The organism is Streptomyces sp. NBC_00285, assembly GCF_036174265.1.
Classification (GTDB): domain Bacteria; phylum Actinomycetota; class Actinomycetes; order Streptomycetales; family Streptomycetaceae; genus Streptomyces.
Map to the genome: position 1 here is coordinate 3,377,147 of NZ_CP108055.1, position 13,389 is coordinate 3,390,535.

Annotated in this window: 11 protein-coding genes and 1 pseudogene; 4 read left to right on the forward strand and 8 right to left on the reverse strand. The window is 69.4% G+C overall.

Going from position 1 to position 13,389, the window contains the following annotated elements; translation table 11 throughout:
- Positions 1–48 precede the first annotated feature (48 nt).
- Positions 49–1,536: an MDR family MFS transporter gene (locus tag OHT57_RS15600; protein ID WP_328747012.1), complete on the forward strand. Its 1,488-nt coding sequence runs from the start codon at positions 49–51 to the stop codon at positions 1,534–1,536.
- Between the two features lie 125 nt (positions 1,537–1,661).
- Here OHT57_RS15600 and OHT57_RS15605 read toward each other — a convergent pair whose 3' ends face one another.
- On the reverse strand, positions 1,662–2,312 hold the full coding sequence (locus OHT57_RS15605) for a DUF4360 domain-containing protein (protein ID WP_328747013.1): 651 nt from the start codon (positions 2,310–2,312) through the stop codon (positions 1,662–1,664).
- A 274-nt stretch (positions 2,313–2,586) separates the two neighbouring features.
- Here OHT57_RS15605 and OHT57_RS15610 point away from each other — a divergent pair, with 274 nt between their 5' ends.
- Positions 2,587–3,447: an intradiol ring-cleavage dioxygenase gene (locus OHT57_RS15610; protein ID WP_328747014.1), complete on the forward strand. Its 861-nt coding sequence runs from the start codon at positions 2,587–2,589 to the stop codon at positions 3,445–3,447.
- 67 nt (positions 3,448–3,514) lie between these two features.
- Here OHT57_RS15610 and OHT57_RS15615 read toward each other — a convergent pair.
- Positions 3,515–3,823, reverse strand: a pseudogene (locus OHT57_RS15615) (MarR family winged helix-turn-helix transcriptional regulator); the annotation flags it as partial.
- On the opposite strand from OHT57_RS15615, the gene OHT57_RS47455 reads away from it, so the two are divergent.
- Positions 3,726–3,944, forward strand: coding sequence for an alpha/beta fold hydrolase (locus OHT57_RS47455; RefSeq protein ID WP_443053657.1), 219 nt, complete (start codon positions 3,726–3,728; stop codon positions 3,942–3,944). The pseudogene OHT57_RS15615 and the gene OHT57_RS47455 sit on opposite strands and share 98 nt — an antisense overlap.
- Positions 3,945–3,954: 10 nt before the next feature.
- On the opposite strand, the gene OHT57_RS15625 is transcribed toward OHT57_RS47455, so the two are convergent.
- Positions 3,955–4,413, reverse strand: a complete 459-nt coding sequence (locus OHT57_RS15625; protein ID WP_328747015.1) for an RrF2 family transcriptional regulator — start codon at positions 4,411–4,413, stop codon at positions 3,955–3,957.
- A 134-nt stretch (positions 4,414–4,547) separates the two neighbouring features.
- Here OHT57_RS15625 and OHT57_RS15630 point away from each other — a divergent pair, with 134 nt between their 5' ends.
- On the forward strand, positions 4,548–7,541 hold the full coding sequence (locus OHT57_RS15630) for a glycoside hydrolase family 35 protein (RefSeq protein WP_328747016.1): 2,994 nt from the start codon (positions 4,548–4,550) through the stop codon (positions 7,539–7,541).
- Here OHT57_RS15630 and arfA read toward each other — a convergent pair.
- The 5 genes from arfA to OHT57_RS15655 all read right to left on the reverse strand — a co-directional run bounded on the left by arfA (position 7,538) and on the right by OHT57_RS15655 (position 13,285).
- The gene (gene arfA / locus OHT57_RS15635) at positions 7,538–9,049 is read right to left on the reverse strand and encodes an arabinosylfuranosidase ArfA (RefSeq protein WP_328747017.1); all 1,512 of its coding nucleotides are present in this window, start codon (positions 9,047–9,049) and stop codon (positions 7,538–7,540) included. The two genes, OHT57_RS15630 and arfA, sit on opposite strands and share 4 nt — an antisense overlap.
- Positions 9,050–9,154: 105 nt before the next feature.
- Complete coding sequence (locus tag OHT57_RS15640; protein WP_328747018.1) at positions 9,155–10,123, reverse strand: arabinan endo-1,5-alpha-L-arabinosidase; 969 nt, start codon at positions 10,121–10,123, stop codon at positions 9,155–9,157.
- An 11-nt stretch (positions 10,124–10,134) separates the two neighbouring features.
- Positions 10,135–10,992: a carbohydrate ABC transporter permease gene (locus OHT57_RS15645; RefSeq protein ID WP_328747019.1), complete on the reverse strand. Its 858-nt coding sequence runs from the start codon at positions 10,990–10,992 to the stop codon at positions 10,135–10,137.
- The gene (locus tag OHT57_RS15650) at positions 10,989–11,939 is read right to left on the reverse strand and encodes a carbohydrate ABC transporter permease (protein WP_328747020.1); all 951 of its coding nucleotides are present in this window, start codon (positions 11,937–11,939) and stop codon (positions 10,989–10,991) included. Before OHT57_RS15650 ends, OHT57_RS15645 begins: the two co-directional genes overlap by 4 nt.
- Positions 11,936–13,285 carry an extracellular solute-binding protein gene (locus tag OHT57_RS15655; protein ID WP_328747021.1) on the reverse strand — a complete coding sequence of 450 codons (1,350 nt, stop codon included), beginning with the start codon at positions 13,283–13,285 and terminating at the stop codon, positions 11,936–11,938. Before OHT57_RS15655 ends, OHT57_RS15650 begins: the two co-directional genes overlap by 4 nt.
- Positions 13,286–13,389: the final 104 nt, after the last annotated feature.

The window sequence follows — 13,389 nt, forward strand, 5'->3', positions numbered from 1 at the left end:
CCTAGCCTGACTCCAATAAGATAGAGCCATCTATCCTAAGGAGTGTTCATGAGCATCACGGGCGCCAAGCCACCATCCGCCGGCGCGGACGCCGACCGGATCGACCCGGCCCTGCGGCATCTGACCTACACCTTGATCATCGGCGCACTCGCCGTCATCTTCGACACCACGATCATGAGCGTCGCCATCGACGGCCTCGCCGGGCAGCTCCACACGTCGCTCAGTACCACCCAGTGGGTGACCACCGCCTACCTGCTGGCCCTGTCCGCCACGATGCCGGCCGTCGGATGGGCCCAGTCGATGCTGGGCGGCAAACGTCTGTGGACCGCCGGCCTGGGCATGTTCCTCACCGGGTCACTGCTGTGCGCCGGGGCGTGGAACGTCCAGAGCCTGATCGCCTTCCGAGTGATCCAGGGCATCGGCGGCGGCACGCTCATGGTGCTGATGTTCACCCTGGTCATGCAGGCGGCCAAGGGCCGCAACATCGGCAAGGTGATGTCCCTGATCACCGTGCCCACCGCCCTGGGCCCCGTCATCGGCCCGGTCATCGGCGGTGCCCTCCTGCACCTGGGCGACTGGCGCTGGATCTTCCTCTTCAACGTGCCCTTCTGCGTCGTCGGCGGCTACCTGGCCCAACGCAACCTTCCCGACGACGGACCCCGGCCCGGCACCCGCCCCCGCCTGGACACCGTGGGCATGCTCCTGCTCTCACCCGGCATCGCCGCCGTCGTCTACGGCCTGACACAGCTCTCCGGATCCGACGGCCTGGCCGGCCTGGCCGGCCTCAGGGTGGCCGGACCCCTGCTCGCCGGGGTGGCCCTGCTCGCCGGATACGTCCTGTGGGCACTGCGGCACGGACCGGACGCCCTGCTCGACATCAGGCTGCTGCGCCACCGCGCCCTGGCCTCATCCTCGGCACTGGTGTTCCTGACCGGTGCCGCCCTGTACGGGACCATGCTCCTGCTGCCGCTGTACTGGCAGCAGGTACGTGGCGAATCCGCCCTGAACGCCGCCCTGTTGCTCATCCCGACGGGCGTGGGCGCCCTCCTCTCGCGTGCGTTGGCCGGCCGGTCCATGGACCGCTTCGGCTCGCGCCCTGTCGCCGTCGTCGCCTTCGCCCTCACCTTCGCGGCCACCGTGCCGTTCGGCTTCGTCACCGCCTCCACGAGCAACATCGCACTGATGGCCGTGCTGTTCGTGCGCGGACTCGGGCTGGGAGGAGCCATGATCGCGATCATGGGCGCGGCCTTCGTCGGACTGGAACGCGAGGAGATCCCGGCCGCCTCCAGCATCAGCCGAGTCGCCCAGCAGGTCGGCGGTTCCGTGGGCATCGCGGTCCTGGTCATGGTCCTGCAACGGGCCACAGCCGGCGCCCGTACACCCGCCGACCTGGCCTCCGGATTCGGTGAAGCCTTCTGGTGGTCCACGGCGTTCACCGCCGCGGCCGTCCCGCTGTGCCTCCTGCTGCCGGGCCGCGTCGGCCCGGAACCGGAGGTCCAGAGCCCCGCACCTGCCGGCGAACCCCTCGAAGCCTGAACGATCGGAGCGCCGCCCGGCCGAAGTGCTCGAACAGGACACTGCGGGACGCCAACCGGCCGCCAGGACCGGGAACCGTCCGCCACCCCACTGGGTGACGGACGGCCCCGTTCAGCTGTCCCGGCTCACTTGCCCGGGCACGGCTGCCATGCCATGTGGTACACGGTGCTGATGTCGCCGTCCGTCGAGTCCATCGTCATGAAGCTGACCTTGGACGGCGAGGAGGAACCCGCGTTGACGCGGATCTCCGTGTTGATGTTGAAGTTGCGCTGAACTCCACAGGGGGCCCAGACCAGTTGGGCCCAGTCGGTGGTGTCGGTCGCCTGCCAGTTGTCGTTGTAGACGCCGGTGAAGTTGTGGGTCTTGAAGGCCGTCTGCGAGGAGCCCTGGAAGTAGTACGAGGCTCTCTGCACGGCGCTCGCGCCGGACTGGAGTGCGGCGAAGCCGCGGTAGTCCGCCTGGGCGATGGCGTACGTGAAGCCCGACGGGACGTGGACGATCAGGTTGAGCTGGCAGTTCTTGCGGAACGCCGTGGGGTCGGAGTTGCCGCCGACCTGCGCGAGGTAGTCGCTGTAGGTGACCGTGAACGCGGTGTTGTCCTCGGAGACGGCGACGGCCGCCGTTCCCGCGGGACAGCCGGAACCATTCACCGTGGCGACGTTGATGACGATCTTGTCCGGGGGCGGGTCGACGAACCCGCCGGACGGGTTGTGCGCGGGCATCGCCGCGGTGACGAGAGCGGCGATCGCGCCGCCCAGGAACAGTCCACTTGCCATGGGGGGTCTCTCCTCTGTCGCTGAACTGTTGAAGCGTGGAGAACCTGTGTGTTTTCTGTGAAGCACCGCGGCGATCGAATCGTAGGGAGCGCCCTGTGACCCGACCAGTGCGAACTCCGGCCATTCACCCCGGCCCGTTCACAACCCCACACACGACGGGCGGCGCACTATGTCCGAACTCGCTTGGAAACAGGGTCCGTTGAGCGGTGCGTTCCCAGGCTGTTCACAGCCGCAAGTCAAGGAATTCTTCAGATTCGCTCCTAACTTCTCCCTCATGACGGGAAACACGGAGCACGACCACGAGAGCAACACCGACAGCGACACCGTGAGCGGTACCGGGCAGGGCGGCAGGCACCGGCTGGACGGCGGCGTCAAACGGCGGCGCATCCTGATCGGTGGCGGAGCCGTCGCCGCGGTGGGCGGGCTGGCGGTCGCCGGCATCGCCTCGGCCGACACCCCCACCACGGCCACCGGGTCCACCACGGCGGCCGAAACCGCCACCGCCACCGCGTCCTCGAGCGTCTGCACCCTGACCGCCGAGGTCACCGAGGGTCCGTACTCGCTCGACGGCGCCCTGGTCCGGGCGGACATCAGGGAGGAGAAGGAGGGTTTCGAGGTTCAGTACACCTTCACCGTCGTCGACCAGGCCGACGACTGCGCGCCGCTGGCCGACGCGCTCGTCGAGCTCTGGCACTGCGACGTGCTGGGCGAATACTCGGGCTTCGTCGGCGGCAACGGCCACCAGGAGGAGGACAACGGCACCTTCCTGCGCGGCGGCCAGATGACCGACGCGAACGGCCAGTGCACCATCACCTCGATCTGGCCCGGTCACTACGTCTCCCGGGCCGTTCACATCCATATGCGAGTGCACACGGAGGTGACGCTCACCGACGACTCGTACACCGGTGGCGAGGTCGTCCACACCGGGCAGCTCTTCTTCGACCCGGACATCAACACCGAGGTCCAGGCCACCTCGCCGTACTCCGCGAACACCACGTCGGAGACCCTGCTCGCGAACGACTCCGTCTACGACGACGGCGGCGCCTCCTCGGGCCTGCTGACCCTGACCGCCCTCGGCTCCAGCGTCTCCGACGGGTACCTGGCCACGCTGACCGTCGGCGTCAACTCCGCCTGACCGGCGGCGGGTTCCGCACGCACACGGGCGCGGCGTCTCGGCGGGGGCGCCGCGCCCGCCCGGCGTCTCAGGCGCCCTCGACCTTGCGCAGCAGCCCCAGCAGGGTCTTCCGTTCCGCATCCGCCAGGCCCTCGAAGCACTCCGCGAGCACCGCGTCCGCCACCTCGTGCCCCGCCTTCAGCACTCGTTCCCCCTCGGCGGTGAGGTGGTGCTCGATACGGCGGCCGCGCCCGGGGCGCCGGTCCAGCAGGCCCTGGGCCACCAGACGTCCGGCGAGCGTGCCGAAGGCCTGCTCGGTCTGGAACGTCGCCGCCGCCAGTTCCCGCGCACTGGCACCGGGGCGCCGGCCGATCGCCCGCAGCGCGGAGTACGCCGCGTCCTTCCCGGACGCCCGCTTCGAGGTGGTGGCGGAAGCCGGCCACCTGCCCCATCTCGAACAGCCCGCGCGCACCTTCGCCCTGCTCGACGACTTCGCCGCGCGGACCGGGAGCCGGTGACCGGGGGGACTCAGGGGTTCTCCCAGGCCGCCGGTTCGGCCGCCAGCTGCCGGACCGGCTCGGGCAGCGCGTCCTGCGCGATGTCCGCGATGGTGACGCCCTCCAGGATCTTGCGGACGTTGGCCCGCAGGGCGACCCACAGGGGAAGCAGCGGCTGCGCGGAGCCCGTGTACTCCAGACCGGTGGGCCGCTCGCCGCGCACCGACACGATGGGTCCGTCGACGGCCCGGATGACGTCCGCGACAGTGATGGCCGACGCCTCGCGGGCGAGCCGGTATCCACCGCCCCCGCCCCGCCTGCTGTCGACGATTCCGCCGCGCCTGAGGTCGCCGAGAATCCCCTCCAGGAACTTGTGCGGAATGTCCTGGACCGCCGCGATGGCCTCGGCTTTCACCGGCCCCGCGTCCCGCCTCACGGCAAGCTCCAGCACCGCCCGTACCGCGTAGTCCGCCCGTGCAGAGATCCTCATACGACAATTGTGCGGCGTCCGGGCATAGAGAATGGCCACATCACAATGACCCCACCACTCACAGCACGGGCGAATCGGCCGGGCGACGGGCCGGGGGCGGACACAAGGAACGGGCACGACCAGGAGGCGCTCCCTTGGAGCTGAGCAGACGTACATTCAGCGCCCTCGCCGGCACCACGGCGCTCGGCTTCGCGCTGAGCGGCAGCGGTGGCGAGACCACCCGGGCGTATGCCTCCCACAGCGTGCCCACCGGGCCCGCGCCGGGCGCGCCCGCCGCCGACCGGCTGCGGCACAAGGTCGGCTTCGACGAGTACTCGCTGCTGGTCGACGGCCGGCGCCTGGTGCTGTGGTCGGGTGAGATGCACCCCTTCCGGCTGCCCAGCCCGTCGCTGTGGCGGGACGTCCTGGAGAAGATGCGCGCCCACGGCTTCAACGCCGTGAGCGTGTACGTCGCCTGGAACTACCACTCCGCAGGCCCCGGCCAGTACGACTTCACGGGCGTCCGCGACCTCGACCTGTTCCTGCGCACGGCCACCGAGACCGGCCTGTACGTGATCCTGCGCCCGGGCCCCTACATCAACGCGGAGGTCGACGGCGGCGGCTTCCCGGGCTGGCTGACGGCCACCGCGGGCCGGGCCCGCACCTCCGACCCGACCTATCTGTCGTACGTCGACGAGTGGCTGGGCGAGGTCAACGCCATCGCGTCCCGGCACCTGTTCACCAAGGGCACGGGCACGGTCCTGCTCTACCAGATCGAGAACGAGTACGACGCCTTCGTCGACGAGCCCCTCGGCCGTGACTACATGTCCCACCTGTACAAGAAGGTGCGCGCCGACGGGATCGACGTACCGCTGTTCCACAACGACAAGGGCAGGAACGGCTACTGGACGCCCGGCACCTTCAACACCGAGGGCCAGGAGCACGGTTGGCTGTACGGCTTCGACGGCTATCCGAACCCGGCCGAAGTGCCGCCGGACTGGGGGTACTTCGGCGAGGGCGGGCTCAAGGGCGGGGCCACGGCCAGCCCCAGGACGCCCGGGTTCGTCCCGGAGTTCGGCGGCGGCTGGTTCGACCCGTGGGGCGGGGCCACCTTCGACGGCAAGGGATACGCCGAGGCGCGGCGGACCCGGGACGCGGCCTACGAGCGGCGCTTCCAGCTCACCAACCTCGCCAACGGCATCACCGTGCACAACGTCTACATGACCTTCGGCGGCACCTCGTGGGGCTGGCTGCCCGCACCGGCCGTCTACACGTCGTACGACTACGGGGCGGCCATCGACGAGGCGCGCAGGCAGACCCCGAAGCTCGCCCCGACCCATGAGCTCGGCCATCTGCTGCGGACCGTGCCGGACTTCGCCAAGCTCGACCGGGCGGACGCGGTCCGGGCCGCGGACGAGCGGCTGAAGGTGTACCACCTGACCAACCCGGACACCGGCTCCCATGTGTACGTCGTGCGCAACGACACCGACGCGCCGATCACGACCACCATCCCGGACGCCGGGATCGACGTGGCGTTCACCGTCGCCGCCCATGACGCCCGACTGCTCACCGCCAACCTGCAGTTGGGCGTGCGCACGCTCAGGTTCGCCACCGCGCAGCCCATGATGTATCTCAAGGTCGGGCGGATGGACGTCGCCGTGTTCACGGCCCCGTACGGCGAGATGGCGCAGGTCCTGGTGGAGTGCCCGGAGGAGCCGCTGGTCTACCGGGGCGACGCGGAACCCGCGTGGAACTACGACCTCGGCGTCCTGCGGGTCACCGCGCCGATCGGCGTCGGCGGACTGACCCGGGTGCGCGTCGAGGGCGGCGGCAGCGAGACCCCTCTGCTGCTGGTCTTCGCCGACGACGCGACCGCGCTCAGGCTGTTCCCGCTGGACACCCCGACCGGGCCGGTGCTGGTGTACGGCCCCTCGCTGGTGCGCGGGGCCACCCTGGACGGCATGACCGCCCATCTGACCGGCGACACCGTCGAGGCGACGGGCATGGAGGTGTGGGGGCCGCGCGGCATGGGGCGGATCACCTGGAACGGGCGCCCGCTGCGCACCTCCATCACCCCCATGGGCAGCCTGCGGGCCGACATGCCGCCCACGCCGGGGCAGCTCCCGGTGCCCGCCGTGGGCGAGGTGCGGCTGCCCGCGCTGAGCGGCTGGCGGCGCCGTGTCGAGAACTTCGAGGCCGCCCCGGACTACGACGACTCCGGCTGGACGACGGCCGACCGCGCGAGCTCGTACAGCGTCACCCCGGTCCCGAACGACGGTCCTGTCCTCTTCGCCGACGACTACGGCTTCCACTACGGGGACGTCTGGTACCGGGGGCGATTGACGGGCGCGGACGACCTGGAGTCGGTGTCCCTGGCGTACAGCACGGGCACGCAGGGGCTGCTGATGGCGTGGCTCGACGGCAGGCCTCTGGGCACGCACCGGATGCCGGTGCCGGACAACAGCACGGCGGGGAAGGGGAGTTGGGCGGCGAAGGCGACGTTCGACGTGCCGCCGGCTGCCGGGGAGTCCCCCCGGGTGCTGTCCGTCCTCGTACGGCGGATGGCGCACGACATGGACGGCAGGTCCGCCGACTCCCACAAGGTGGCCCGGGGGTTGACGGAGGTCACCTTCAAGGGCGGTGCGCCGAAAGCGAGTTGGCGCATCCAGGGCGAGTCGACACCCGACCCGGTGCGCGGGCCGCTCAACAACGGCGGGCTGTACGGGGAGCGCAAGGGCTGGCACCTGCCGGGCTTCGCCGAGGACGGCTGGGAGGCCACGGAGCTGCCCCGCACCGACCGGCGCCAGGGGGTCACCTGGTACCGGACGACGTTCCGGCTCGCCGTCGACGCCGGCATCGACGCCTCGATCGGCCTCACCCTCGACGACGACCCGAAGCGCGCCTACCGCGTCCAGATCTTCCTCAACGGCTGGAACATGGGCCAGTACGTCAACGACGTGGGCCCGCAGCACACCTTCGTCCTGCCGAACGGCATCCTGCGCACGCGCGGCACCAACACCCTGGCCCTGGCGGTGCTGTCCGACGGGACGACGGAGTCAGGGCCGAAGGACGTACGGCTGAAGGCGATGGGGGCCTCGGCCGGAGGAGTGCCGGTGACACCGGTGGACTCCCCCGGCCGCAGGCCCTAAGCCAGCCGGATCACGTTCCAGGACAGCGGCTCCAGTACGGCGGTGAGGGTGCCGTCCTGGAGCGCGGTGCCCTCGGCCGGGTGCGGGGCGACCCGCTCGGGGGCGTCGAGGGTGTTGCGGGCGTCCGGGTCGGCGTCGGCGAGGACGCTGTGCTCGACGACGCTCGTCAGGCCGAGGCCGCTGAGGGCGACTTCGAGCGGCAGGGCCTCGCTCCGGCTGCGGTTGACCGCGAAGACGGTGACCGAGCCGTCCTCGGCGCGGACCGCCGTGGCGTGCAGGAGGTCCGTCTCGCCGTACTTCTTCGTCTCGTACGTCGGCGAGTCGGCCCGCACGTCGAGGACCTCGCCGCGGCCGTACCGCGAGGCCTGGGCGAACGGGAAGAACGTCGTCTGACGCCAGGCCGGGCCGCCGGGCTCGGTCATGATCGGGGCGATCACGTTGACGAGCTGGGCGAGGCAGGCGACGGTGACGCGGTCTGCGTGCCGCAGCAGGGCGATGAGGAGGGAGCCGAAGAGGACGGCGTCCAGGACGCTGTAGTTGTTCTCCAGGAGACGGGGGGCCTCCGCCCAGTCCCGCGCGCCGGAGTTCTCGATCTCGTGCCACTCGGAGGTGTACCAGACGTTCCACTCGTCGAAGGAGAGGTTGATCTTCTTCTTCGACTTCAGCTTCGCGCCGATGTGGTCGGCGGTGGCGACCACGTTCTCGATGAAGGACTCCATGTCGACGGCGGAGGCCAGGAAGGAGTCGACGTCACCGTCCTCGGGCTGGTAGTAGGCGTGCAGGGAGATGTGGTCGACGAGGTCGTACGTCTCCTCCAGGACCGTCGCCTCCCAGGCGGCGAAGGTCGGCATGGACTGGCTGGAGGAGCCGCAGGCGACGAGTTCGACGCCCTGATCGATCTGGCGCATCGCGCGAGCGGTCTCGGCGGCGGTCCGGCCGTACTCCTGGGCGGTCTTGTGGCCGGTCTGCCAGGGGCCGTCCATCTCGTTGCCCAGGCACCACAGCTTGATGCCGAAGGGGTCCTTGTCGCCGTGCGCGGCACGGAGGTCGGACAGGGCCGTGCCGGCGGGGTGGTTGGCGTACTCCTGGAGTTCGAGGGCCTCGGCGACGCCCCGGGTGCCGAGGTTGAGGGCCATCATGGGCTCGGCCTGGGGGCCGATCTTCTTCAGGAAGGCGATGTACTCGGAGAGGCCGAAGCGGTTGGTCTCGGTGGAGCGCCAGGCGAGATCGAGGCGGCGGGGGCGGTCCTCGGCGGGGCCGACGGAGTCCTCCCACTTGTAGCCCGAGACGAAGTTGCCGCCGGGGTAGCGGATGGCGGTGACGCCGAGCTCCCGGACGAGGTCCAGGACGTCGGTGCGAATGCCGTCCTCGTCGGCGGCGGGGTGGCCGGGCTCGAAGATGCCGGTGTAGACGCAGCGGCCGAGGTGTTCCACGAAGGAGCCGAAGAGGCGGGGGTTGACTTCGCCGATCTTGAAGGCGGGGTCGAGGGTGAAGCGGGCGGTGTGCATGGTCGCCTTTCGAAAGGGGTGGTTCTGTGTCGCGGGCGGCTGAAGGCTTGTGGGGGCTTGTCGCGCACACGCGGCGGAGCCGCATATTGACGCAGCCCCGCGCCCCTAGAAGACCTTGGGCCAGCCGTGCTTTGTCCAGCCGAGCCGGTTGAGGCCCAGCTTCGGGGTGCCGTTGTCCTCTGCGTCGTAGTAGTGGTAGGCCAGCCAGTCCTGGCCCCTTGCCCTGAACACCGACTCGCCTCCCGTGCCGACGTAACGGCCGTGTCCTGCCAGCAGCAGGTCTCCGCCGCCCTCCAGGAGCGGCTTGCCCGTGCTGTCGGTGTACGGACCGGTCACCGACGTCGACCTGCCCACCCTGATCCTGTACGTCGAGTCCGCTCCCGCACAACAGGTGTCGTAGGACGCGAAGAGGTAGTAGTGGCGGCCGTGCTTCACGATGTACGGCCCCTCGACCGCGTACGGCGCGTCCGGGCGGGTGGCCAGGTGGTGGACGGTCGTGTCCGGGCGGGCCGTGCCCGTGAGCGGGTCCAGCTCGACCATACGGATGCCCGTCCAGTACGAGCCGAACGACATCCAGAGCCTGCCGTCCGCCCGGACGAGTGCCGGGTCGATGGCGTTGAAGGAGTCGGTCGTCCCGGACGTGAAGGCCTTCCCCTTGTCGGTCCAGGTACCAGGAAGCCCGCTCGGGGAGGTCGCCACGCCGATCGCGGAGTGGTTGGTGCCCCAGCTCGACACGGCGTAGTACAGCCAGTACCTGCCCGCGCGGTAGGAGATGTCCGGGGCCCAGGGGTCGCCGGTGTTGTTGTACTCGTACCACCAACTCGGTGGCTCGGCGAAGGCGTTGCCCGCGTCGGTCCAGTGCCTGAGGTCCTTGGACAGCCGGGCACCGATCACGCCGCCGGTCGAATAGGCCACGTAGCCGCCGGACTTGAGATGGATGACCGTCGGGTCGTGGATGATCTGCTGACCGGTGAGGGGGAGCGGGTCGGGGTAGGCGACGTTGGCCTGCGCCATCGTGGGCAGCAGGGCGATGAGGGCGGCGGTCAGGAGGGTCGCGAATCTCAGGCGCTTCAACTCGGCTTCCTTTACTGTCCGGCCAGACCCGTGTGGGCCACGCCCGCCACGATCTGACGCTGGAAGAAGACGAACACGATGATCAGCGGGAGGCCCGCCATGAGGCCGCCGGCCATGAGTTGGGCCCACTGGATGCCGTAGGAGTTCATGACGGTCGCGATACCGTTCGGCATGGTCATCAGGTCGGGGTTGTTGGTCACCATGTAGGGCCACAGGAAGTTGTTCCAGGAGGCGATGAAGGTGAAGATGCCGACCGCCGCCAGGGAGGGCCGGGAGAGCGGCAGGACGATGGTGAAGAAGACCCGCCAGCGGCCGGCGCCGTCGATGAAGGCGGCCTCCTCCAGTTCGCGCGGGACGCCCTGGAAGAACTTGTACAGGATGTAGACCATCGCGGCGGGGGCGCACTGGGGAAGGATCATGCCCCAGTAGGTGTCGACCATCCCCATCTGCTGGACCGTGGTGAACAGGGGGACGCCCAGCACGGCCGGGGAGACCATCAGGCCCGACATGACGAGACCCATGAGCGCGTTCTTGCCGCGGAACTCGGTGCGGGCGAAGCCGTATCCGGCGAGGGCGCTGACCGTCAGGACGACGGAAGTGACGCAGACCGACACGACCAGGGAGTTGACGAACCAGTTGCTGACGTTGCCGGTCTCCCACAGTGCCTGCCACGCCTGGACCGTCCAGACCTGAGGCAGCCAGTGCGGCGGGATCTCGGCGGCCTCCGCCTCGGACTTCAGCGAGGTGAACAGGGACGCGGCGATCGGCGCCACGAAGACGGCGGAGACGGCGACGCCGATCAGGGTGAGCACGATCTGGCCGGGGGTCCAGGTACTGCGGGGCTTGAGCCGTATCTCGGTGCCGCTCATCGGGTGCCCTCCTCACGGTTGCGCAGCAGCCACATCCGCGCCAGGGCGACGAATGCGATGATCACGAAGAAGATGATGGACATCGCTGAGGCGTAGCCCACGCGGTAGCTGGTGAAGCCCTGTTCGAGGGTGTACTGGACGAAGGAGCGGGTGCTGAGCTCCGGTCCGGGACTGAAGTCCATCATCACGACGGCCTGGTCGAACAGTTGCAGTGAGGCCAGAATCTGGAGCGCGATCACCAGGCCGGTGATGTTGCGGAGCATCGGCAGCGTGATGTGGACCATGCGGTGCCAGGCGTTGGCGCCGTCCAGCTTCGCGGCCTCGTACAGGTGGCCGGGGATGCCCTGGAGGGCGGCGAGGTACAGCAGGAAGCTGAAGCCGACCGTCCACCACAGGGTCTCGATGACGATGGCGGGCATGGCGTACGACTTGTCGGTCAGCCAGGGCGTGTCGAGTCCGAAGGTCTCGTTGATCAGGCCGATGCCCTGGGTGAACAGCCACTGGAACATGTTGGCGGCGACGGTCGAGGGCAGCAGGAACGGCACGAAGAAGCACAGCCGCCACAGCCACTTGGCGTGCTCGATGTGGTGGGCGAGCATCGCCAGCAGGAAGGCGAGGGCCGTGATGCACGGGACGACCATCAGCGTGAACCAGGCGCTGTGGCCGAGCGCGTCCCACATCGCCTGGTCGTGCAGGGCCTCGCGGTAGTTGTCGAGGCCGACGAAACCCGCGCTGTCGCCGGAGATGTTGGCGTCCGTGAAGCTGAGGTAGACCCCGCGCAGCAGCGGCCAGATCACGAACAGCGCGAAGAGCGCCAGGAAGGGGGCGACGAACCAACCGCCGTGCTGGAAGCCCTGCTTGCGGCGGACGGTCGCCGTGGCGGTCACGGTCCTGGCCCGTGCCGGTGCGGCGACGGCTCCGGTCGTCATGTGAGCGCTGGTCGTCATGCGACCGCACCTCCCTGCGCTGCGGTCCTGCCGTCCATGGGGTTCTTCGAGGCGAGGAGCTTGGTGAGGTGGCTCTTCATCGTCTGTGCGACCTTGTCCGGCTTGGCGGAGCCCATGGTGGAGGAGACGACGACCGGGCCGAGGTCCTGGGCGAGGACGCCTGTGGAGCCCGCGAACCACACCTTCGGCTCGGTGGCCTGGTGGTCCATGGCGCTCGCGTACTCGTTCTGCGGGGTGAGCTTCTTGTACGCGGCGGTGGACAGCGTCGGCGTGTACGCGGGGATGTGGCCGCCGGCCGCCCACTGCAGGGCGTGCGTGACGACGTAGGCGGCGAGTTCGTGGGCGCCCTCGTTGGTGGCGCCGCCGCGGCCCGCCTGGTGGGGCAGGACGAAGGCGTGCGACTCGGCGTGGGTGGCCTGTCTGCCGAAGACGGGTGGCAGCGGGGTCGCGCCGTAGTCCAGCTTCGCCCCGGAGAAGACGGGCACGGACCAGTTGCCCTCCCAGGTGAAGGGGGCGCCGTTGATGAACTGTTCACCGGTGGGGGCGCCGGGGATGACGTATCCGTCGGTGACGTGTTGGCGGAGGAACTCCAGGACCTGGGTGGCCTTGTCGGTGTCGAAGAGGACCTCGGTGTTGCCGTCGTCGAACCACCTGCCGCCGAGCTGGGTGTAGAAGGCGACGAAGAACCACCACTGGAAGTTCTGGTCGTTGGTCCACAGGCCGATCGTCTGGAGCCCCTTCTTCTGGACGGCCCTGGCCTTCTTGAGGACGTCGAACCACTCGTCGGTGGAGGTGACCGGGATCATCCGGCCGTCGTCGCCGAGGAGGTCCGCCTTCTTCAGCACGTCCTTGCGGTAGAAGCAGAGCTGGACGTGGATGTCGAGCGGGAGCGCGTAGAGCTTGCCGTCGATGACGCCGCGCTTCCACAGGGCCGGGTTGTAGTCCTGCTCGCGCACTCCGTACTTGGCGAGCAGGTCGACGTCCCAGGGGTCCAGGAGGCGGCCGGGTGAGAAGCCGGTGACCCGGCCCATGTGCATGACGCCGAGGTCGGGTGCGCGGTTGCCGGCCGCGGCCATGGCGAGCTTGGTGTAGAAGGGGTTGCCCCACTGGAGGGTGGAGTCCTTGACATCGATGTCCGGGTTGGCCTCACGGAAGGCGTCCAGCATCGCGATCATGTTGGAGCCGTCGCCGCCGCTGAAGAGGTTCCAGTAGCGCACTCGGGTGTCCGCGCCGGAGGCGAGCGCGTCGGCGCCGGTACCGAGGGCCGCGAAGCCGAAGCTCGCGGCGACGGTCAGACCGCCGGCCGCGGCGAGAAGGTGTCTGCGATTCAGGTCAGGTCGTCCCATTCCCTGCCCTATCTGTTCGAGATATCGAATTGCGCCCGTAACTTCGAACGGACGCTAAGCAGGAAGCGCTTTCTAGTCAATGGGGCCCACAGCAAAATCGGATC